Below are 21,271 nucleotides of genomic sequence, written 5' to 3'. Positions count from 1 at the left end.
GTTGGCTTGAGCGCGTTCTGCCGCGGACTCGAGGACCTTGGCTACGACACGCTGTGGGTCGGCGATCGCCTGGTCACGCCCGTCGATATGCACAGCACCTACCCGGGCAAAGAGCAGCCGTACCCGCCCCAGATGACCCGGTACCTCGATCCGGTGCTGCTGTGGACCGTTGCCGCGACGGCGACCAGCCGGGTGCGGCTGAACTCCAGCACGCTCAGCACGTTCTACTACGAGCCGGTGCACCTGGCCCGACTGCTGACCACGCTCGACGTGCTCAGCGACGGCCGTCTTGACGTCGGCGTGGGGGTCGGGTGGATGAAGGACGAACACGACATCGCCCGCGGCGCGGACTGGCACCGGCGCGGGCGGATGCTCGATGATCTGCTGGCGTTTCTGCACCAATGGTGGACGACCACCCCGGTGTCCTGGGAAAGCGAGTTCTTCTCGCTTCCGCCGGTCCATGCCGAACTGCGCCCGGTCCAGGCCGGCGGTCCACCCATCTGGATCGGCGGTGCCAGCGAGGCCGCGATGCGCCGGGTCGGCCGCAGCGGCACCGGCTGGCTCGGGGTCGAGGGGCTGCAGGACGAGGTCACCGACCACCTGTGGTCGATCGCGCGCCGCGCGGCCCAGGACGCCGGCCGCGATCCTGACGCGCTGAAGACGGCCATGCGGATCAACCTCGAACCGGGCACGCCCGTTGACTTCGTTGCCGACAAGCTCGAGCGCCTCGCCGAGTCAGGCGCCGACGAGGCGATCGTGGATGCCTTCGCAATGTTCCCCACCCTTGAGGAGTTGCTTGACTTCGCCGGTCAGGTAATTGCACGCACCACGCGAAAACTTGACGACAAGGTAGCGGTATCACGCGTGATCAACCGGTAGCGCCCTTGCGCAGGTGAAGCCCACGAAAGACGATGCAGCACATTGAAATTCAGACCACGTCCGGCCGGGGCAAAGGGGGCCTGGGTCCAATGCTGCCAGTCCGATTAAGACAGAACTAGGTCAGAGGGGCGCGTGCAGTCGTTTTGACCACCGTCCGGTACACAGTGGTTAATCAGTAGATTCAGCAATAGTTTTCGTTATCGAGGTACAAACCGTCCGGATGCCGCAGCGGTGGTCGAGCTCGCACTCACACCGTGCAGATTCTTGGCTGTCGGGGAGGTCGGTACCGTCGACTGGTCCGGGTACGTGCCGAGCAGCCGGTCGGCGGTTCCGGTGGTGGTGACGGTGAACCAGTAGTGTTCGTTTTTGAAGTGATGCCGTCGATGGTTACGCCAAACCGACCGATACACACTGCTTTTGGGCTTGTAGTCGGTGTGGATAAGGTAATGCGTCCACTCGTAGGCCAGCCCGAGGGCGGTCAAGACGACCAGGTACGTCAGCCCGAGGCCGAGCCGAGGAAAGGCCACGAACGCTACGGCGACGGCCGTCGGGATCACCCAGGGCAACGTCTGCCACGGGATGAAGATGAGCTCGACTTTCCGCGGCTCGCAGTGATGTTCGCGATGTTTGCGCGCCAGCAAGGGGTCCACGACGAAGCGACCGACACTGCGCGGCCGCCAGTGCAGGATGGCGACGTGGATGATCCACTCGAAGACCGGGAAGGCCGCGATCATGAGCGCCGGCAGCACGACGTCGGTGAGCCGCCAGTCACCGACGACGATCCGGGCCGCCAGCGCCCCGGCGAACGTCAGTGCGAGGCCCCAGGGAGAAGGGTGGCGCCAAAACTCCCGGCCCGCCGCGGACAGGGTGAGGTTGCTGCGTACGGGTGTTCTCATTGCTCGTCATCCAGGCTGGATAGGGCGGTGAGCAGGCCGCGGGTGGCCGGCTCGAGGAGTTCGGTCGCGGCACGTTTGGCCCCGACCGGATCGCCGGCGATGATCGCCTGTGCCACTTGGCGGTACAGCTCCGGGCGATTGACCTCGGCGGCCATCACGGTGTCGAGCGCCGGGAGCGCGGGTTCGTAGGTGGCCCGCAGGGTGTTGAACATCAGCCGGAACACGATGGAGTCCGCGGCGTCGACGACGTGGTCCCAGAACGTCAGCGCCGCGCGTTGACGTTCCGTCGGATCCTCTTCGGCGACCAGTGCATCCACGGCGGCCTCGAGCACGCCGGCCGCCTGCGGGCCGCCCCGTTCGGCGGCCAGTTCGGCGACTTTGGGACCGTTGTGCAGCCGGGTCTCCAAAATGCTGCGCACGACCGCCACGTCCAGCTCGTCGCCACGATCCCCACCGCGAAGCAGCAACCGGGGCAACAGGTCCAGGCCCGCGTGACGCTTGTAGTCCCGCACGGTGGTGGCGTCACCCTGCCGAACCTCGACCAGGCCGGCAGCGGTGAGGCGCTTGAGCGCCTCGCGAACCACCGGCCGGGACACACCCAGCACCTCCGCGAGCCTTCGCTCACTGGGCAGCAGCTCCCCGGGCGCGAGTTCGCCACTGAGCACGTCGGACATGATCTGCTCGAAGACGTGGTCGGGTATCGACTGTCGGGTCACGGGGCGCAGGGCCATGCCCCCACCATGCCGGGTCATTGGCCAGACGTCAAGTGGTCAGACCAGTGCGGTATGGGTATTACGCGGTTCGAGGCGCCGCTCGCGCCGCGGAGGCATGCCGTCGGCGAATCTCTGGTGGCCGGCAGCCTCAGCACATAAAGTTGCCCAAGCTACGTAGCACGCCGTCCCCGTCGGGGGTGATCGATGGCTGCCGACACGCTGCCACCCGGTCCTCGAGCACCGGTGGCAGTACAAACTGCTGAATGGATCGCTCGTCCATGGGAGTTCATGGACCGCGCCGCCGCCCGATACGGCGACACGTTCACCATGAAGCTGGTCGGCGAGGGACCGATCGTGATGGTCTCGCATCCCGATGCGGTGCGGCAGATCTTCACCTCGCCTCCCGAATTGGTGCTCGCCGGGGAAGCAAACCGCATCCTGCAGCCCGTGGTGGGCCAGAACTCGGTGCTACTGCTCGACCGCGACGCACACAGAGAACAGCGTCGACTCCTCATGCCCGCGTTTCGCGGCAATCAGTTGCAGAGCTACATGAGCACGATGACCGCCATTGCCCAGGCCGAGATTGCCCGCTGGCCCCGCGGTGTGCCGGTGCGGCTGCATCCCCGGATGCAAGCGTTGACGCTCGAAGTCATCTTGCACCTGGTGTTCGGACTCGAGCGCGGGCAGAGCATGGACCGGTTGCGCCAGGCGCTACAGCGGACGCTCGTTCTCACAACCAACGGCGCGGCGCAATTTTTCCTCTTGCTCGTAGGGCCCCGGAAGATGAGGACTGCGCTCACTCACAAGTTGCTGGCCGACGTAGATCGCCTGCTTCATGAAGAGATCGCCACGCGCCGTCGGCAAGCCGACCTCGATTCTCGCACCGACGTCCTCTCGATGCTGTTGAAGGCCAGGCACGAAGACGGTAATCCGATGAGCGATCAAGAGATTCGCGACGAACTCATCACGTTGCTATTGGCAGGCCACGAAACAACGGCATCGGGACTGGCGTGGGCGGTCGAGCGGATCATCCGTCACCCGGACGCGCATTCGCGCCTTATCGAAGAGGCGCACGCCGACGACGGCCAGAGGTATGTCGATGCCGTGGTGAAGGAGACACTCCGGATGCGGCCCGTGCTCGCCCTGGTGAGCAGACGGCTCACCGAACCCATGGAGGTCGACGGGTTTTCACTGCCCGCCGGCGTCAAGGTCGCGCCCTCGATCTATCTCATGCACCGCCGTCCCGACATCTACCCCGACCCGAAACAGTTTCGTCCCGAGCGGTTTCTCGACAACCGCGCGGGAACGTACACGTGGATTCCATTCGGAGGAGGCGTGCGCCGTTGCCTTGGAGCGACTTTCGCCGAATGCGAGATGCGGATTGTGCTCGGCGCGATGTTCACCACCATGCGGGTGCGCCCCGTCGACGCTAAATCCGAGCCGATACACCGCCGGTCGATCACCCAGGTGCCAGGTCGCGGAACCACCGTAGTGCTCGAATAACTCAGTCAAACGCATGTCCACGAAACCGCCACTCGGCACGCTTCGGCGTGTCGCGGTTTCACCGCCAGCCGGGTCTGAGACCGTTGGACGTACTCGCGGTGGAAGCAAGGGGGCGGCGTGAGTCCGGCTCAGATTTTTTTCGTGTCAGCTCTCGTCGTCATGCTGGTAGTCGGGATCGTGACGATCAAGTTCTCCGGGAAGCTGTTCCGCCCTGAAGCGACCCTGGCGGTTGTGTTGACGGTGGTTACCGTGGCGGGCTGGATCTGGCGGATGCCACGGGGGTGGTTCACGATTTCGCAAATCGCTTGGCGCTACCGGCTGAAGACTTGTCAGGTCCGGGAGGTCGCGGACAAGCTTGGTATGAGGCCCTTCAACCGCGGTGCGCTGGTCCCTCCCGCACAGCGGAAGAAGATGCATCCCGAGCTGATGCGTTTGAAGAAGCGCAAGGCGGTGCGCGAGCCGAGCGTAGCGAAAGGCGCGGGATTGGTCTACGAATCCTCGGCCGCACAGTCTGGTTTCCTGGATGAGGCCGAGCGCATGCAGTTCTCCGGTGAGGAGCTGTTGCGACATCTGCATCCGAGCGTCACCCATTTCGTGTCCGACGCCCAGGACGAGGCGGTATGACGAAATCGGCTGGGGGCCCGTGGTTTTCAGCGGGCCCCGCCTCGGACGAAGCCAGAGGCCGCGGGACTGTTTATGGCAATGACAAGCTGGGGTCACGGGTGGAATCGACGATCTGTCAGCGCGAGTCGCCGGTCGCCGCCTGCGAGCGCCTTGCGAAATCAGTGGCCGATCCGCATCGCGAGGCCGCCGAAACCGTTAGGCGTCGAAGGCAATCGGCGGGGTCGCTGGACCGCTGCGTCCGACGACCGGCGGAAGCGGCCGCGCCATCGTGACACCCCCTCAGTTCCGCTGAGGACGGTGCTCTAAATTCGCTGATGATTCGCGGCGATGGCGCCGCGGGGCCTCAGGGGGAGCTCTACCGATGGTGAGATCCAGGACGACTCTGCGATCCAGGCGCAAACCTGCGCGACGCGTCCGCAAGACCAGTCCATCGCCGTTCGCGCCGGAGTGGACACCGCCCCCGGCGACCTACGGCGTGGGCGTGCGACACAACGTCGCCGTGCCGATGAGCGACGGCGTCGAACTGCGCGCCGACATCCACTACCCGACGGTGCCCGGGACGGGGCAGGCCGCCGAAGGCCCGTTTCCCGTCTTGCTGTCGATCACGCCCTACGGCAAGAAAGCCCCGCCACCGGCCGCACAAATCGGCGGCGGCGCGGCGCCCTACCTCATCAAGCGCGGCTACATCGAGGTGATGGTCGACGTCCGCGGCACCGGTTCGTCGGGCGGTTCGTTCGAGATGTGCGGCGACCGGCAGACGCAGGACGGCGTGGAGTTGGTGCAGTGGGCGACCACGCTGCCCAACGCCAACGGCCGCGTCGGCATGGTGGGGCTGTCCTACCTGGCGATCAACCAACTCTTCACCGCGGCCGCCGTCGGCCCGGACTCGCCCCTGAAGGCGATTTTCCCGGTGATGGCGGCCCGCGATTTCTATCGCGACGCCGCCACCATGGGCGGTGTGCCGCACCTGCACGCGGTCCGCGGATACGGGTCGGTCTACACGCTGCTCAACGTGGTCAATCCGACTCTGGAGTGGCTCGCCCGCGGCGGTCACGAGCGGCCGCGTTCGGGCGGTCTCGCCGCGGTTCGCCAGCGCGGACGCGATCAGCGGCGCTACTTCCGGCCACTGATCGCCGAGGTTGTCGCCGGCGGCGAGACAGCCTATGACGGCCCGTTTTGGGACGCGATGAGTCCGGGGCTGGTCCTGTCCAAGATCGCCGCCAACGGCGTCGCGACCTTCCTCGTCGGCGGATGGCACGACGCGTTTCAGCGCGGCGCGCCCCTGAACTACGCCGCGCTGCAGAACGCGGCCGCCGGCCGGCCCGACGACGCACCGATGGAACCCGGCCAACCCGTCTCGGACCGGATCCGATTGATGATGGGCCCGTGGTATCACGTGTCGGACCACGGCGGGCTGCACCTTCAGGCGCTGCAGTTGCGCTGGTTCGAGCACTGGCTCAAAGACGATGCGCGCGCAGCGATTGCGGGGAAGCCGCTGACGTTCCAGGCGATCGGAAGCTCGAACTGGTATCGCGCCGACGACTATCCGCTCGCCGAGGCGACGCCCACTCGTTTCTACCTGTCCGACGCGGGCCGGCTGAGTTCGGATGCCTCGCCCCACACCACTGTTGCGCCGCTGACCTATGTCCCGCGCGGACCCCTGTCGGGCCGCAGCCTGGAGCAGTGGTCGCTGGGGCTGAGCAGCTTTCTGTTCTCCCAGCGCGGCCGCACCATCCGCTACGACCAGGACAACCGCCGCCTGCAGCGCGGCGCGCTGTCCTACACCACCGAGCCATTCGGCCAGGCGAAGCTGGTGGCCGGACCGATCGCGCTGACCATCCACGCGACGGCCACCACCACCGAGACGGTGTGGGTCGCCCACCTCGACGCCGTCGCCCCCGACGGTGCCAGCCGTCCGCTGTCCCAGGGCGCGCTACTCGGTTCGCACCGGAAGCTGGATCCCGACCGCACCTGGTACCTGCCCGACGGCACCGTTCTGCGCCCGCAGCACCTCAGCACCCGAGCGGCCGCGCAGCCCGTCGTGCCCGGGGAGCTCACCCGCTACGACATCGAAATCTTTCCGACGGCCGCGCTGATCGCCGCGGGCCACCGGCTGCGCCTGACGATCACCACCTATGACTTTCCGCATCTGGTGCCCAGCAAGCCGGCTCGCCGGGCCTTGGCCGGCGGGCGCTACCAATTGCATCAGGGCGGGCCGACACCGTCGCACCTCCTTGTTTCGTTGGCAGACCCGGACGCCGTGAGCTGAACCAGGCGTCGAAACCCCTGACGGCGTTGGCGTAGTCGCAGGACATCGCGGGTACTGGTCCTCTGAACCCGATGACGGAAGAGGATCCCATGGCGCACCCCGACCGCGACGCAGGCGACGACTTGCTGCAGGAACTCCTGTGGACCTATGGGCCGTGCGGGCAGGAGGACGAGGTCCGCGCCGTCATCGCCCGGGAGCTGCAACCCCTCGTCGACGACATGTGGACCGACGACGCCGGAAACCTGATCGGCTACGTCGCCGCCAATGCGTCGGCCAAAAACACCGGGGCGCCCGACCACCGCCAGCGGACTCAGGCTATCCCCGGCACCGCGACCCGGGTGATGGCGCACATGGACGAGCTGTCGATGATCGTCAAACGCGTGGAATCCGACGGCACGCTGCATTTGACGCAGCTGGGAACGATGTACCCGGGCAACTTCGGACTCGGACCGGTCGCGGTGCTCGGCGACAACGAAACCCTCACCGCCGTACTGGCTCTCGGCTCCGAGCACACCACCCAGGAAAGCTCGCGGATCTGGGAGACCAAGCCCGACAAGGGCGACCGGGCACTGGACTGGCATCACGTGTACGTCTTCACCGGCCGAAGCACCGAGGAGCTGGCCGCGGCGGGAGTGCACGCCGGCACCCGGGTGTGCGTCGACCGCAGCAAGCGATCCGTGGTCGAGATCGGAGACTACGTCGGCGCCTACTTCCTCGACGACCGCGCCGCGGTGACCGCGCTGCTGAACGCCGCCCGCCTATTGCGCGAGCGCAACCAACGCCCGGCCGACGACGTCTACCTCGTCTTCACCACCAACGAGGAGATCGGCGGGGTGGGGGGCACCTACGCCAGCGCGACCCTGCCCGGCCACCTCACGCTCGCCCTGGAAGTCGGCCCCACCGAAGTCGAATACAACACCACGGTCAGCGGCGGCCCGATCATCGGCTACAGCGACGCGTTGTGCATTTACGACAAGGAAGTCGCCGACCGGCTGCTGAAAATCGCCACCGACCAGGGGTTGTCCCCACAGCCGGCCGCGCTGGGCGCATTCGAATCCGACGCGTCGCACGCCAAGGCCACCGGGCAGGCCGCGCGCGCCGGCCTGCTGTGCCTGCCCACGCTGAGCACCCACGGCTATGAGGTCATCGCGCGCCGCGCGATCGACGACATGGCCGCCATCATCGTCGATTTCGTGCTGCAGCCAAGCCCGCAGATCGCCTGAGCCGGGCCGGGAGCAGTCGGGCGAAAACCCGACAATCGCGCTGGTCAGCCTGTTAGTCTGGCGGCGCTTCCGGACGCAGAACGATGGGGTTGGCACGTGGCACGCTTGGTCTCGCAGCTGGGCGATCCGCTCGACAGAGAATCCCCATGACACGGCCACGAATTCGCGCGCGAGCGCCGCTGCGGATCTCCTTCGCCGGCGGCGGCACCGACGTGCCCCCGTTCCCGACGACCGAAGGCGGCTGTGTCCTGTCGGCGACCATCGACCGCTACGCCCAGGGATCGCTCGCCCCGCGCACCGACCGCCGGGTCAGCATCGAGTCGGTGGACTTCAAGACCACGCACGAGATGACGCTGGACAGCGAGATTCTCTACGACGGCAGCCTCGATCTGATCAAGGCCGCGGTGCGCCGGTTCGGCCGCGACGGCACGGACGGCTACGACCTGGTGCTGCGCTCCAGCGCCCCGCCAGGATCGGGGCTGGGCTCGTCGTCGACGATGATGGTCGCGCTCACCGGCCTGCTCGCCGAGCACTACCGGGTGCCCATGGGCGAATACGAGACGGCCCAACTGGCGTGTGCCATCGAACGCGACGACCTGGGCATCGCGGGCGGCATGCAGGACATGTACGCCGCGACGTTCGGCGGCTTCAACTTCATCGAGTTCACCGACCGCGTGATCGTCAATCCGCTGCGAATCCGCGACGAGACCGCCTTCGAGCTCGAGCTCAGCCTGCTGCTGTGCTACACGGGCATCACCCGCGACTCGGCGCGGGTGATCGAGGACCAAACCCGCCGCGCCACAACGGGTTCGGATGACACGCTGGAGGGCCTGCGGGCCCAGAAGGACTTGGCGGTCGCGATGAAGGCGGCGTTGCTGACAGGCAAGCTGAACGACTTCGGTGCGCTGCTGGGCGAAGCGTGGACCCAGAAGAAACGCATGTCGCCCTACATCACCAACGAGCGCATCGACGACCTCTACGAGCTGGCCCTGAAAAACGGGGCGCTGGGCGGCAAGCTCACCGGGGCCGGCGGTGGGGGATACATCCTGTTGTTCTGTGACTTCGCCAAGAAGCACCGGCTCATCGAAGCGCTCGAGGGCGCGGAGGCCAACGTCACCGAATTCGCGTTCGAGAGCAAGGGATTGACGACATGGCTGGCATGACCGGCTCGGACGCGGTCTCGCCGAGCGTGGAGCTGGTTCAGCAGCGCTTGGCCGAAACGATCGCGGTCAAGCAACAGATGCAGCAGGGCGATGTCGCCGCGCAGACCGTCGAGGTCGCGCGCGCGATCATCGACTCGCTGCGCGCCGGGGGCAAGGTGATCTTCTTCGGCAACGGGGGATCGGCGCAAGACGCCGGGCACCTGGCGGCAGAACTCATGGGCCGCTTTGCCTTTGACCGTCCCGGTCTGGCGGCGATCAGCCTGCCCGACGCGACGGCCGCCATCACGGCGATCTCCAACGACTACTCCTACGACGAGGTGTTCGCCCGCCAGGTTCTCGCCACCGGGCGCCCCGGGGACGTGGTGATCGGGCTGACCACGTCGGGCAACTCTCCCAACGTCGTTCGCGCGCTCGAGGTCGCCGGCCAGGCGGGAATGACGACCGTCACGCTCACGGGCGCACTCGGCGGCAAGGTGGCCGATGTGGCGAAAATCTGCATCCGGGTTCCCAGCGACGACACGGCCCGGGTTCAGGAGGCATGCCTGCACCTGGGCCATTCCATTTGCGAAATGGTCGAGGCGGCACTGTTTCCCGGGCCGTCCTGACATCGACGATGGCCGCAGCCGATCTGCGCGACGTGCGCACCGTCTTTCTGGACCGAGACGGCACCATCAACGTCAAGGCCGCCGAGGGTGAGTACATCCGGTCACCCGCGGAACTGGTGCTGCTACCGGGCGCCGCCGCGGCGCTGGCCGCCCTGAACGCCGCGGGACTGCGGACCGTACTGGTGACCAACCAGCGGTGGCTCTCCGAACCCGCTTCCGATCCAACACATTTCACTGCCGTCCAGAACCGCCTGCAACAACTGCTCGCGGACGACGGCGCCCGGATCGACGCCGCCTACCATTGCCCGCACGCCGCGAACAGTTGCGACTGCCGCAAACCCGGCACCGGCATGTTGGTGCGCGCCGCGGCCGAACACGGCATCGATCTGACCGCATCCGTGATGATTGGCGACAGCGACATCGACATGAGGGCGGGTCGGGCGGCGGGAGCGGCGACCATCCTGCTCCGCTCCGGCGGCGAGGCGTCCCCCGACGCCGACATCGTGGTGGACGACCTTGCCGCCGCGGTCGAGCTCATCCTGGCCGCCCGGGCCGCGCACTAGTTTCGGCTCATTAGACGCCGGCATCCTTGCCGCGGCCGCTACCTGCTCATAACCTGGGCAACATCCGACCGCGTCCAGGAGGCTCGGGCCTGGCGCACCAGACGACGGCAAGCAGGCGGGGCAGGTCATGGCACCATCGCGACGTGCACAGCGGTGTCGCGATGCTGCGGGCGGCGGTCGGTAGCGGTGGCCGGACTGACCGGCGCCCGGGTGGACGAGCTGGCGACGATGGACATCTTCAAGGGATGTCCCCCCGAAGACCTTGCGCCGTTGGCGGGCCGCCTGCAGCCGCTGCGCGCCGCGGCCGGCGAGGTGCTGATGCGCCAGGGGGAGCAAGCCGTCTCGTTCCTGCTGATCTCCTCGGGTACCGCCGAGATCAAACACGTCGGTGACGACGGCGTGGTGATCGTCGAGCATGCGTCCCCTGGCATGATCGTCGGCGAGATCGCCCTGCTGCGCGACATTCCCCGGACCGCGACGGTCAGCGCCGCCGAACCGCTGACCGGATGGGTCGGTGACACCAGATCCTTCGCCAGCATGGTGCACATCCCGGGCATCACGCCGCGGCTGTTGCGCACCGCGCGCCAGCGGCTCGCCGCGTTCATCACGCCGATCCCGATTCGCGTGCGCGACGGCACGCTCCTGTTGCTGCGCCCGGTGCTGCCCGGCGACAGCGAGCGCACCGTGCACGGACACATCTACTTCTCCGGCGACACGCTGTATCGGCGCTTCATGACCCCGCGTCTTCCCACGCCTGCGTTGATGCACTACCTGTCGGAGGTCGACTACGTCGACCACTTCGTGTGGGTGGTCACCGACGGCAGCGACCCGGTGGCCGACGCGCGCTTCGTGCGCGACGAAAACGACCCGACGGTCGCCGAGATCGCGTTCACCGTCGCCGACGCCTATCAGGGCCGGGGCATCGGCACCTATTTGATCAGCGCACTGTCCATCGCCGCCGATGTCGACGGCGTCGAAAGGTTCTCCGCGCGAATGCTTTCCGACAATGGGCCGATGCGCGCGATCATGGACCGCTACGGTGCGGTGTGGCAGCGTGAAGACATCGGCGTGATCACCACCGTGATCGACGTGCCGCACCCGCGTCACCTGCCGTTCGGCCCCGACGAGGCCGAGCAGATCAGGCGCGTGGCCCGGCAGGTGATCGAGGCGGTCGGCTGAGACCGGCGCTGGCGTGGGGGCGCCGCTATGGCGGCGTCCTGTGCTATCAACTCCTCATGCGGCCGTTCGGGATTGGCCCGGCGGTGACTGCCGCGCTCACGTTGGCCGTCGCCGGGTGCGCTCATCAACCCGCGCCCAAACCGCCGGCGGTTCCGGCGAAATCGCCGCCGAGCAACACCGCCGCCGTCAACCCCGCCAACATCAAACGGATCATTCGCGACATGCCGCCCGGTTACGAGGTGAGCACCGCAATCCCCAGCGCCGCCTCGCCGAGGGTGATCTGGGGCCTGGGCGATGACCCACACCCCAAGCCCGCCAAATGCGGGACGCTCGCCGACCCCGGGAACGGGCGCGACCAATCGGCGCAGGGCGTGTCGGGCTCGGGGAGCGGCGGCATCGTCAACGCGGTGGTGGTGGCTTTGCCGGGACCGGTGGATTTCCCGGAGGACCTGCTCACCGCGTGCGCCCACTGGTCGGAGACCGCCGGGAACACCGTGGCACACGTCCACCTCACCGATGCACCGCACGTCGACGGTGTCCAAACCATCGGCATGGTCGCCGACGTCAAGTCATCGGTCGAGTCGGGCACCGAAATAGATTCCCGCGTCTACACATTCACCGCGTATCTGGGCGACTTTTACGCGTTCACCACGCTGACCACCGATCCAGGTTCAGCGCTTCCGGTCCTGCCACCGCGATTCGCCGCGGATCTGCTCGCCAAAACGGTGTCCACGTTGCGCAGCTGAACTATCCGCTTGGGTAGATTGGCCACGATGTCCAAGATGTTGCTCGCGCTCGCGGCCGCCTGCGTCCTGGCCGGGTGCTCATCGGCCACTCCCGAGGCGAAGGTCGACATCAACAAGGTCGTCGACGTCAAGTCCAGCTTCGGACCCGATTTCAAGGTCAGCGACATCAGCGAACGGGGAATCGATCCCAAGCTGCTGGCCGGCCGAAAGCTGCCCGACGGATTGACGTTCGACCCGGCGAACTGCGCGAAAGTGGCGGCCGGGCCGGACATGCCGGCGGACCTGCAGGGCAACATGTCCGCGGTCACCGCCGAGGGCCGCGGCAACCGGTTCGTGGTGATCGCGCTGGAGACCTCAAAAGCGTTGCCCCTCAACGATCCCGGAAAAGACTGCCAAAAGGTGACCTTCGCCGGCCCGCAGCTGCGCGGCGGCGTCCAGGTGGTCGAGGCGCCGCGGATCGACAGCACCCGCACGCTCGGCGTGCATCGCGTCATGCAGGCGCTGACCCCGGGCGGTCCACGCACGGGCGAGTTGTTCGACTATTCGGCCTCGTTCGGCGACTACCAGGTGATCGTCATCGCCAACCCGCTGGTGATTCCCGATCAGCCCGTCGCGCCGGTCGACACCCAACGCGCGCGCGACCTGCTCGTCAAAGCGGTGGCGTCGGTGCGTGCCTAGACGGCTTGACGGCGGCGGCCCCTGCGCTTGCGACCGCCGCTGGGCTTGATGGCGGCGGCCCGCTGCGCCCGGCTTCGCCGCGCTTGCGACCGCCACGGCCGCGCTTGCGACCGCCGCTGGGCTTGACGGCGGCGGCCGGCTGCGCCCGGCTTATGTCGATAGTGGCGACCCGCTTCGCCCGGCTTCGCCGCGCTCGCGATCGCCACGGCCGCGCTTGCGACCGCCGCTGGGCTTGATGGCGGCGGCCCGCTGCGCCCGGCTTATGTCGATAGTGGCGACCCGCTTCGCCCGGCTTCGCCGCGCTCGCGATCGCCACGGCCGCGCTTGCGACCGCCGCTAGCGCACGCCGCGCGGCCGGAACTGGATGCTCACCCGAGGACCGACCGGTGCCGCCGTCTTGGGCACGGCGTGCTCCCACGTCCGCTGGCATGACCCGCCCATCACCAGCAGATCCCCGTGCGCCTGCGGCAGCCGCAGCGACGGGCCGCCGCCGCGGCGCCGCATCGCGAACGCGCGGGTGGCGCCCAGGCTGACGATCGCCACCATGGTGTCCTCGGAACTGCTCCGGCCGATCGTGTCGCCGTGCCAGGCCACGCTGTCGGAGCCGTCGCGGTAGCAGCACAGCCCCACGGTGGTGAACGGCTCACCGAGCTCGCCGGCGTAGATGTCGTTGAGCCGCCGCCGCAGCCGGGTCAGCATCGGGTGCGGCGGATCGTCGACCGTGAGGTCGTGGAAGCTGACCAGCCGAGGGACGTCGACCACCCGGTCGTACATCTGGCGGCGCTCCTCGCGCCACGGCACCGTCGACAACAAGGCGTCCAGCAGGTCGTCCGCGTCGGTCAGCCAGCCGGCGCGGATTTCGATGAACGCGCCGTCACCGAGCTGTCGGCGCTCGGTGTGCTGGAACAGGGAGCCTTGAACCGCAACCTCCACGCGACCCAGTTTATCGCACATTCGTTCGATGGCGGTGGGCCGCGCGGCGGGCGTGTGACGCGACCGTCCGGCCCCCGACGCCGCTACGGTTGAGTCGTGGGTGAGGTTGAGCTGGGCACCAAGTCCGAGGTCGGCGCGCTGCGCACGGTCATCGTGCACCGCCCGGGCGCCGAGTTGCTCCGCCTCAACCCGCGCAATGTCGACCAGCTGCTGTTCGATGGCCTCCCGTGGGTCGCCCGCGCGCAGGACGAGCACGACCAGTTCGCCGAGGTGCTGCGTTCCCGCGGGGTCGAAGTGCTGTTGCTGTCGGACCTGCTCACCGAGGCGCTGACGCACAGCGGGGCCGCGCGGATGCAGGGCGTGGCGGCCGCCGTGGACGCGCGGAGACTCGGAGTGCCACTGGCGCAAGAGCTTTCGGCGTACCTGCGGGGACTGGAGCCCGCCCGCCTGGCGCAGGTCCTGATGGCGGGCATGACGTTCAACGAGTTGCCCGCGGACACCCGCACCGACGTGTCGCTGGTGCTGCGCATGCACCACGGCGGCGATTTCGTCATCGAACCGCTGCCCAACCTGGTGTTCACCCGGGACTCGTCGATCTGGATCGGCCCGCGGGTGGTGATCCCGACGCTGGCGCTGCGGGCCCGGGTCCGTGAGGCGTCGTTGACCGATCTCATCTATGCCCATCACCCGCGGTTCACCGGGGTGCGGCGCGCCTACGAGTCGCGTACTGCGCCCGTCGAGGGTGGTGACGTGCTGCTGCTCGCGCCCGGCGTGGTCGCGGTCGGGGTGGGGGAGCGCACCACCCCCGCCGGCGCGGAAGCGTTGGCCCGCAGCCTGTTTGACGACGATCTCGCGCACACGGTGCTCGCGGTGCCGATTGCGCAGCGGCGCGCGCAGATGCATCTGGACACGGTGTGCACGATGGTCGACACGGACACGGTGGTGATGTACGCCAACATCGTCGACACGTTGTCGGCGTTCACCATCCAGCGCACCCCCGACGGGGTCGCCATCAGCGACGAGGTCCCCTTCCTGGAGGGCGCGGCCAAGGCGATGGAGATCGACAAGCTGCGGGTGATCGACACCGGGCTCGACCCCGTCATCGCCGAACGCGAGCAGTGGGACGACGGCAACAACACGCTGGCGCTGGCACCCGGCGTCGTCGTCGCCTATGAACGCAACGTGCAGACCAACATTCGCCTGCAGGAGGCCGGCATCGAAGTGCTGACCATCGCGGGATCCGAATTGGGCACCGGCCGCGGCGGCCCCCGCTGCATGTCGTGCCCCGTCAGCCGCGACGCGGTCTGACAACGCCGCGAAACTGTAAGTCCCAATGCATTTCCCGAGTGACGCCGCCGCTGGTTGCGGTCTCGCGGGAAAGAATCAGCGCCAGCTGGGCAGCCAGATCTCCATGTTCCACGTCTGCTGCGAAATCGGCAGACCGGTGAGCACCGGGAACAGCCAGGCGAAGTTGGTCACCACCAACGCCACATAGGCGCAGACGGCGATCAACCCCAGCGTGCGTCGCTCCGAGTTCACCCCGGGCCCCCGGGCGGGCGCCCCCGGGGTGTAGAGGATGTCGCCGCAAATCAGCGCGATGGCCATCACCAAAAACGGCGCCATCGTCGCCGCGTAGAAGAAGTACATCTGCCGATCGATGTTGGCGAACCACGGCAGCCAGCCCGCGCAATAGCCCACCAGCACAGCGGCGTAACGCCAATCGCGGCGCACCAGCATGCGCCACAGCGCGAAAATCAACACCGGCACCGCCACCCACCACATGGCCGGCGTACCCACCAGCATCTCGGCCTTGACGCAGGACTGCGCGCCACAGCCCGGCACATTCTGCTCGTCGATCGCATAGAGCACCGGCCGCAACGACATCGGCCAGCTCCACGGTTTCGATTCCCACGGGTGATAGTTGCCCGCCGCATTCGTCAGGCTCGCGTGGAATTGAAAAGCCTTGGCCGAGTAGTGCCACAGCGACCGGATCGCATCGGGTAACGGGATCAACGAATGCGGGCCGATCGTCTGGCCCACCTCGTGCCGATCGATGGCCGTCTCGGAGGCGAACCACGGGGCGTAGCTGGCCAGATACACCAGCACCGGAATCAGGCCCAGCGCATAGCCGGTGGGGATGAGGTCGCGTCGCAGCGTCCCCATCCAGGGCCGGTCGACCTGGTACTGGCGGCGCGCGGCCACGTCGAACGCCAGCGACATCACGCCGAAAAACACCACGAAGTACAGGCCCGACCACTTTGTGCCGCATGCCAATCCGAGCAGCACCCCGGCGCCGAAGCGCCACCACCGCACACCCAGGCGTGGGCCCCACACCGTGTCGGCATTGCGGCCCTGCAGCAGCGCGACGTGCATTCGTTGCCGCACCTCGTCGCGGTCGACGATCAACGCGCCGAACGCGGCGACCACGAAAAACGTCAGGATGCCGTCGAGCAGCGCGGTCCGCGAGGCGACGAAGCTGACGCCGTCGCAGATGACCAGCACCCCGGCGATCGCGCCGACCAGCGTCGACCGGCTGATCCGCCGGACGATCCGCATCACCAGCGCCACCATGACCACGCCGAGCAATGCGCCGGTGAACCGCCAGCCGACGCCGCTGTAGCCGAAGATCGCCTCGCCGATCGCGATGAGCTGCTTGCCCACCGGCGGGTGGACAACCAGACCGAACCCCGGATTGTCCTCCACCCCGTGGTTGTGCAGCGCCTGCCAAGCCTGCGGGGCGTAGTGCTTCTCGTCGAAGACCGGCGTGCCGGCATCGGTGGGCGAGCCCAGGTTCAGGAAGCGGGTCACCGCGGCCGCCACGGTGATCACGCCGGTCACCACCCAGCCGCGGACGTGATCGGTCGGACCGAAATCGGCCACCGGAACCCGCGGGCCCGGGCTGACGACCGGGACCACGCGCTCCTTTTCGACACCCTGGGCGTTCAAGGGGGATTCGCGGGGCGGGGCAGTCATCGGTGTCGATCGTAGGCTGTCGACCATGACCACCGGCCGCCTGTTGCTGGGCGCGACCCCCTTGGGTCAGCCCTCGGACGCCTCGCCCCGCCTCCTCGACGCGCTGGCCACGGCCGACGTGGTGGCCGCCGAGGACACCCGCAGGGTCCGGACGTTGGCCACCGCCCTCGAGGTGAAGATCACCGGCCGGGTGATCAGCATGTTCGACCGGGTCGAGGCCACCCGGGTGGACCCGGTGCTCGAGGCGATCAGGGCGGGCGCGACCGTGCTGGTGGTCAGCGACGCCGGGATGCCGCTGATCAACGACCCCGGCTTCCGGCTGGTGACGGCGTGCGTGGAAGCCGGCCTGCCGGTGGGATGCCTGCCGGGACCCTCGGCGGTGACCACCGCGCTGGCCGTGTCCGGCCTGCCGGCGGACAAATTCTGCTTCGAGGGGTTCGCGCCGCGCAAGAAGGCGGCCCGACGCACCTGGCTGGATTCGCTGGCCGACGAGCGACGCACCTGCGTGTTCTTCGAGTCGCCGCGCCGGTTGCCCGCCTGTTTGCAGGACGCGGTCGAGCGGCTCGGCGGCGCGCGGCGGGCCGCAGTCTGCCGGGAACTGACCAAGGTGCACGAAGAGGTGGTGCGCGGATCGCTCGACGAGCTGGCGAATTGGGCGGCCGACGGTGTGCTCGGCGAGATCACCGTGGTGCTGGCCGGCGCGACGCCGCGCGCCGACCTGCCGTCGCTGGTCGTCGAGGTCGAGGAGCTGGTCGCGGGCGGTGCTCGCGTCAAGGACGCCTGCGGCGAGGTGGCGGCAGCGTATCCCGAGGTGCGGTCCCGCCAGCTCTACGACGCGGTGCTGCGGGCTCGCCGCGTCTAGCGGCGGTGGCGGTCGCAAGCGCGGCGAAGCCGGGCGCAGCGGGCCGCCGCCATCAGGACAAGCCGGCGGGGCTGGCGGCCGCGATCGACGGCAGCCCTACGATGGGCGAGGCCTTGTGCAGGCATTCGGCCCACTCGGCGTCGGGGTCGGAATCGGCGGTGATCCCGCCACCCACACCCAGCACGGCCCCTCCCGCGGCGTCGAATTCGACGGTGCGGATCGCGACGTTGAGTTCGCAGCCGGCTACGGGGGAGGCCAATCCGATTGTTCCGCAATAGATTCCGCGGCGGTGCGGTTCCCATTGCGAGAGCAGTTGGCGGGCACGGTGTTTGGGTGTCCCGGTGACCGAGGCCGGCGGGAAGGTGGCGTCCAGCAGCGCCGACGTCGGCAACTCGACCGGAACCTGGGCGGCCACCGTGGACACCAGGTGCCACACGCCCGGCGCGCGCCGCACCACCAACAGCTCCGGCACCGTCACCGAACCGACGACCGCCACGCGGCCGAGATCGTTGCGGACCAGGTCGACGATCATGATGTTTTCGGCCACCTCCTTGGGCGAGGCGCGCAGCGCCGACGGCCAGGCGTCCAGCGGCAAGGTGCCCTTGATCGGGCTGGACATGACGGCCGTCCCGCGCCGGCGTAGGAAGAGCTCCGGCGACAGCGACGCCACCGCGCCCCACGCACCCGCGACGTAGGCCGCCCGGGCCGGGGAGGTGCGGGCGACGCCATCGACGAAGAAGTCCAGCGGGAAACCGGCGACCGTGCCGGTGAATTGGGTGCACACGCACGCCTGGTAGACCTCGCCGGCGCGGATGGCTTCCAGGCAGGCGAGCACCCCGTCGCGGTGCGCGGACCGGTCGGCGATGCCCCAGTCGATCCGGCCCTCGCGCGGCGGTGGCGCAGGCGCGGCCAGCGCGGCGGCGAGCCAGCCCGGCATCGGCGCGCCGGAGAGGCTTTCGTACCACCAGTGCCCGTCGCGGTCGCGGCGCAGCACGCAGTCCGTCCAGCCGCCCGCGGCCTCGGGGATCCGGTTCGGGTGCGCGTCGGCGCCGGGGTCGGGGTACGACAGGTACCCGATCCACCCGCCGCCCACCGCGTGCGGCTCGGGAGTCCGCGGGGCGTCGACGGCGAACACGCCGTCGACAGCCACCGGCCCCAGCGACACGCTCGGCGCGATCACCGCCAGGGCCCCGAACCACTCGCCGGTCAGCGCGGCCGGGGGCGGGAGACCCAACCGGGTCGTGGCGTCACCGAGGGCGCGCAGCACCTGGGGTGCGGCGCCGAGATCGCCGAGCCGGTCGATGCGCACCGACCCAGTGTGCCGCTCAGCCGCGGCTGATGTCGCGAGCGGTGGCCAGCGCCGCCAGTTTGCGCGGGTTGCGCATGACGTAGAAGTTGGTGATCTTGTCGTCGGCGATCTCCACGGTGATCACCCCTTCGAGCTGGTCGCCCAGGTAGAGCAGCACTGCCGGCGCGCCGTTGCAGGTCACCGTCTCCACCCGCAGCGCGGCCATCTCCGCGGCCCTGCGCATCAGCCCGGCGATCGCCCGGGCCACCTTGTCGGCGCCGACCACCGACCGTCGGGCGGCGCTCACCACGCCGCCGCTGTCGGCCGTCCACGTGGCGTCCGGGGCCAGCATGGTCATCAGCGCTTCCACGTCGCCCCCCGCCGCCGCGGCCAGGAACTGCGCGGTGATCTCCGCGGTGCGCTCCGGGTCGGCCGCCTCGAACCGCTTGCGCCGGGCCCGCACGTGTTCACGGGCCCGGTGCGCCACCTGTCGCACCGTGGGCGCCGGCTTGCCCACCGCCTGGGCGATCTCGCCGTAGTCGAAGCCGAACACCTCGCGCAGCACGAACACGGCCCGCTCGTCGGGGCTCAGCGTCTCCAGCAGGACCAGCATCGCCATCGAAATCGACTCTGCGAGAACGACATCCGCGGACGGGTCCTGGTCTTCGAGGAGCAGCGGCTCGGGCAGCCACGGGCCCACGTACTCCTCGCGCCGGCGGGCGTCGGCCCGCAGCGCGTTGAGCGCCTGCCGGGTGACCAGCTGGGCCAGGTAGGACTTGGTGTCGCGCACCGTCGCCAGGTCGACGGCCGACCACCGCAGATAACTGTCCTGCAGCACGTCGTCGGCCTCGGTCGCCGAGCCCAGCATCTCGTAGGCGATGGTGAACAGCAGCGGCCGCAGCAGGGTGAAGCGTTCGGCGTGCTCGCTGCCGATCGGTGCCCGTGTCATCGCAGCGCGACCCGCTCGCCGGTCGGTGACTGCGCGGGACGCTTGCCGCCCTTGAGCCAGAAATACGAACCGGGTTTGGCGGCCTCGCGGCGGATCGCCCACAGCGTGGCCTTGCAGATCGTCTCCTTGAGCGAAGCCGCCGCCCGGCCACCGAGGTACAGGTTCACCGGGGTGTCGTCGGTGCGTGCCAGCTGGAAGGTGGCGTGCGCGCGACCGAGGCTGATGCATTGTCCGACGAACGCCTGGCTCAGCGCCGCGGGCGCGTCCCCGGCGATGCGGCTGAGCACGGTGTTGGCGGCCTGGGCGCCCATGGGTCCGGCGGCCTGGCAACTCATCCGCAACGGCTGACCGGACGGCGCGGCTGCGTCACCGGCGGCGACGATGCGGTCGTCGTCGATGCTGGTCAGCGTTTCGTCGGTGAGCAGCCGGCCCATCGGGTCGGTGCGCAGCCCGCTGCGCGCGGCCAGATCGGGCACGGTGAATCCGGCCGTCCACACGGTGGCCGCGCTGGGCAACACGGTGCCGTCGTTGAGCACCACCTCATCCCAGCGCACCTCGGCCACGGCGACGGATTCCAGCACGGTGACACCGAGGCGGCGCAGCCGCTTGGCCACCGAGCGCCGGCCCCGCTTGCTCAGCGACGGGCCGAGAACGGGGTCGCAGACCAGGGTGACCGGCCGTCGTCGCTCGGCGAGCTCGGAGGCCATCTCGATGCCCGTGAGCCCACCGCCGACCACGGTGACGGGTGCGGGCAGCGGCAGGTCGGTGAGCGCGTAGTGCAGTCGCTGCGCGCTTTCCAGGTCGGCGACCGAGTGGGCGAACTCGGCGAAGCCCGGCACCGTCGAAGGCGTCGCGCCGGTGCTGCCGACGGCGTAGATCAGGTAGTCGTAGTCCAGCTCGAAGCCGGAGCCCAGCAGCAGGCGCCGGCCCGGCGCGTCGATGCCTTCGACCGTGTCGACGATCAGCTCTATCCCGTCGCCGAGCAGCGTCGCGTAATCGGCGGTCGCGGCGCCGGTGTCGGCGACCAGCTGATGCAACCGGATGCGCTCCACGAAGACCGGCCGGGGGTTCACCAGCGTGATGTCGATGTCCGGGCGCTGCCGTAAATGGTTGGCCGCGAGCGTCCCGGCGTATCCGCCGCCGACAACGACGACATGAGTTCTCTGAGGCGCCACCTCGGTCATGGCTATCTCCTACCTGTTCGTGAGGACCTGTGCCCTTGAGA

The 21,271-nt window shown here is 68.7% G+C and carries 20 protein-coding genes; 13 read left to right on the top strand and 7 right to left on the bottom strand.

Translation table 11 applies throughout. The features are described 5' to 3' along the window. Window positions 1-6 precede the first annotated feature (6 nt). On the top strand, window positions 7-879 hold the full coding sequence (locus tag QGN30_RS22810; RefSeq protein ID WP_014381898.1) for a TIGR03619 family F420-dependent LLM class oxidoreductase: 873 nt from the start codon (window positions 7-9) through the stop codon (window positions 877-879). Between the two features lie 197 nt (window positions 880-1,076). Here QGN30_RS22810 and QGN30_RS22805 read toward each other — a convergent pair whose 3' ends face one another. Both QGN30_RS22805 and QGN30_RS22800 read right to left on the bottom strand, forming a co-directional pair. Beyond that, window positions 1,077-1,775 carry a sterol desaturase family protein gene (locus QGN30_RS22805; protein WP_014381899.1) on the bottom strand — a complete coding sequence of 233 codons (699 nt, stop codon included), beginning with the start codon at window positions 1,773-1,775 and terminating at the stop codon, window positions 1,077-1,079. Next, complete coding sequence (locus QGN30_RS22800) at window positions 1,772-2,506, bottom strand: FadR/GntR family transcriptional regulator (RefSeq protein ID WP_014381900.1); 735 nt, start codon at window positions 2,504-2,506, stop codon at window positions 1,772-1,774. Before QGN30_RS22800 ends, QGN30_RS22805 begins: the two co-directional genes overlap by 4 nt. A gap of 186 nt (window positions 2,507-2,692) precedes the next feature. On the opposite strand from QGN30_RS22800, the gene QGN30_RS22795 reads away from it, so the two are divergent. From QGN30_RS22795 to QGN30_RS22750, 10 genes are all read left to right on the top strand, one after another. After that, window positions 2,693-3,991: a cytochrome P450 gene (locus QGN30_RS22795; protein WP_080588084.1), complete on the top strand. Its 1,299-nt coding sequence runs from the start codon at window positions 2,693-2,695 to the stop codon at window positions 3,989-3,991. 159 nt (window positions 3,992-4,150) lie between these two features. Next, window positions 4,151-4,615, top strand: a complete 465-nt coding sequence (locus QGN30_RS22790) for a hypothetical protein (RefSeq protein ID WP_014381902.1) — start codon at window positions 4,151-4,153, stop codon at window positions 4,613-4,615. Window positions 4,616-5,090: 475 nt separating this feature from the next. Continuing rightward, complete coding sequence (locus QGN30_RS22785) at window positions 5,091-6,884, top strand: CocE/NonD family hydrolase (protein WP_014381905.1); 1,794 nt, start codon at window positions 5,091-5,093, stop codon at window positions 6,882-6,884. Window positions 6,885-6,973: 89 nt separating this feature from the next. Then, a complete protein-coding gene (locus QGN30_RS22780) occupies window positions 6,974-8,107 on the top strand; it encodes a M42 family metallopeptidase (RefSeq protein ID WP_026071414.1) in 1,134 nt (377 codons plus the stop codon). A 146-nt stretch (window positions 8,108-8,253) separates the two neighbouring features. Then, window positions 8,254-9,270: a GHMP family kinase ATP-binding protein gene (locus QGN30_RS22775; protein WP_009957791.1), complete on the top strand. Its 1,017-nt coding sequence runs from the start codon at window positions 8,254-8,256 to the stop codon at window positions 9,268-9,270. Beyond that, window positions 9,258-9,875, top strand: coding sequence for a D-sedoheptulose-7-phosphate isomerase (locus QGN30_RS22770; RefSeq protein WP_248923517.1), 618 nt, complete (start codon window positions 9,258-9,260; stop codon window positions 9,873-9,875). The genes QGN30_RS22775 and QGN30_RS22770 overlap by 13 nt, the downstream gene beginning before the upstream one ends. 8 nt (window positions 9,876-9,883) lie before the next feature. Beyond that, a complete protein-coding gene (locus QGN30_RS22765; RefSeq protein ID WP_009957788.1) occupies window positions 9,884-10,438 on the top strand; it encodes a D-glycero-alpha-D-manno-heptose-1,7-bisphosphate 7-phosphatase in 555 nt (184 codons plus the stop codon). Between the two features lie 228 nt (window positions 10,439-10,666). After that, window positions 10,667-11,617 (top strand): GNAT family N-acetyltransferase, encoded by a 951-nt coding sequence (locus tag QGN30_RS22760; protein ID WP_085977618.1) that lies wholly within the window; start codon window positions 10,667-10,669, stop codon window positions 11,615-11,617. A gap of 56 nt (window positions 11,618-11,673) precedes the next feature. Next, window positions 11,674-12,363 (top strand): DUF5642 family protein, encoded by a 690-nt coding sequence (locus QGN30_RS22755; protein WP_009957786.1) that lies wholly within the window; start codon window positions 11,674-11,676, stop codon window positions 12,361-12,363. 27 nt (window positions 12,364-12,390) lie between these two features. After that, window positions 12,391-13,041, top strand: coding sequence for a DUF5642 family protein (locus tag QGN30_RS22750; protein ID WP_009957785.1), 651 nt, complete (start codon window positions 12,391-12,393; stop codon window positions 13,039-13,041). A gap of 336 nt (window positions 13,042-13,377) precedes the next feature. Here QGN30_RS22750 and QGN30_RS22740 read toward each other — a convergent pair whose 3' ends face one another. After that, the gene (locus tag QGN30_RS22740; protein WP_009954975.1) at window positions 13,378-13,974 is read right to left on the bottom strand and encodes an alpha-ketoglutarate-dependent dioxygenase AlkB; all 597 of its coding nucleotides are present in this window, start codon (window positions 13,972-13,974) and stop codon (window positions 13,378-13,380) included. Between the two features lie 96 nt (window positions 13,975-14,070). On the opposite strand from QGN30_RS22740, the gene arcA reads away from it, so the two are divergent. Continuing rightward, the gene (gene arcA / locus QGN30_RS22735) at window positions 14,071-15,282 is read left to right on the top strand and encodes an arginine deiminase (RefSeq protein ID WP_009954974.1); all 1,212 of its coding nucleotides are present in this window, start codon (window positions 14,071-14,073) and stop codon (window positions 15,280-15,282) included. A 75-nt stretch (window positions 15,283-15,357) separates the two neighbouring features. Here arcA and QGN30_RS22730 read toward each other — a convergent pair whose 3' ends face one another. Beyond that, a complete protein-coding gene (locus tag QGN30_RS22730) occupies window positions 15,358-16,890 on the bottom strand; it encodes a dolichyl-phosphate-mannose--protein mannosyltransferase (protein ID WP_162143688.1) in 1,533 nt (510 codons plus the stop codon). Window positions 16,891-16,972: 82 nt separating this feature from the next. Between QGN30_RS22730 and rsmI the strand changes: the two genes are divergently transcribed. Then, window positions 16,973-17,809, top strand: coding sequence for a 16S rRNA (cytidine(1402)-2'-O)-methyltransferase (gene rsmI, locus QGN30_RS22725; RefSeq protein ID WP_095762889.1), 837 nt, complete (start codon window positions 16,973-16,975; stop codon window positions 17,807-17,809). Window positions 17,810-17,861: 52 nt separating this feature from the next. On the opposite strand, the gene QGN30_RS22720 is transcribed toward rsmI, so the two are convergent. Genes QGN30_RS22720 through QGN30_RS22710 form a run of 3 tightly spaced genes read right to left on the bottom strand, consistent with a single transcriptional unit; the run spans window position 17,862 to window position 21,230 of the window. After that, a complete protein-coding gene (locus QGN30_RS22720; RefSeq protein ID WP_095762890.1) occupies window positions 17,862-19,118 on the bottom strand; it encodes an aminodeoxychorismate synthase component I in 1,257 nt (418 codons plus the stop codon). Between the two features lie 16 nt (window positions 19,119-19,134). Then, entirely contained in the window at window positions 19,135-20,046 is a 912-nt protein-coding gene (locus QGN30_RS22715) for an RNA polymerase sigma-70 factor (RefSeq protein WP_248923518.1), read from the bottom strand. Then, window positions 20,043-21,230, bottom strand: coding sequence for an NAD(P)/FAD-dependent oxidoreductase (locus QGN30_RS22710; RefSeq protein ID WP_225345928.1), 1,188 nt, complete (start codon window positions 21,228-21,230; stop codon window positions 20,043-20,045). Before QGN30_RS22710 ends, QGN30_RS22715 begins: the two co-directional genes overlap by 4 nt. Window positions 21,231-21,271 lie beyond the last annotated feature (41 nt).

It is taken from the genome of Mycobacterium sp. 3-98, assembly GCF_035918355.1.
Lineage (GTDB): Bacteria > Actinomycetota > Actinomycetes > Mycobacteriales > Mycobacteriaceae > Mycobacterium > Mycobacterium intracellulare.
This window is presented reverse-complemented; position numbering and strand designations above follow the sequence as displayed.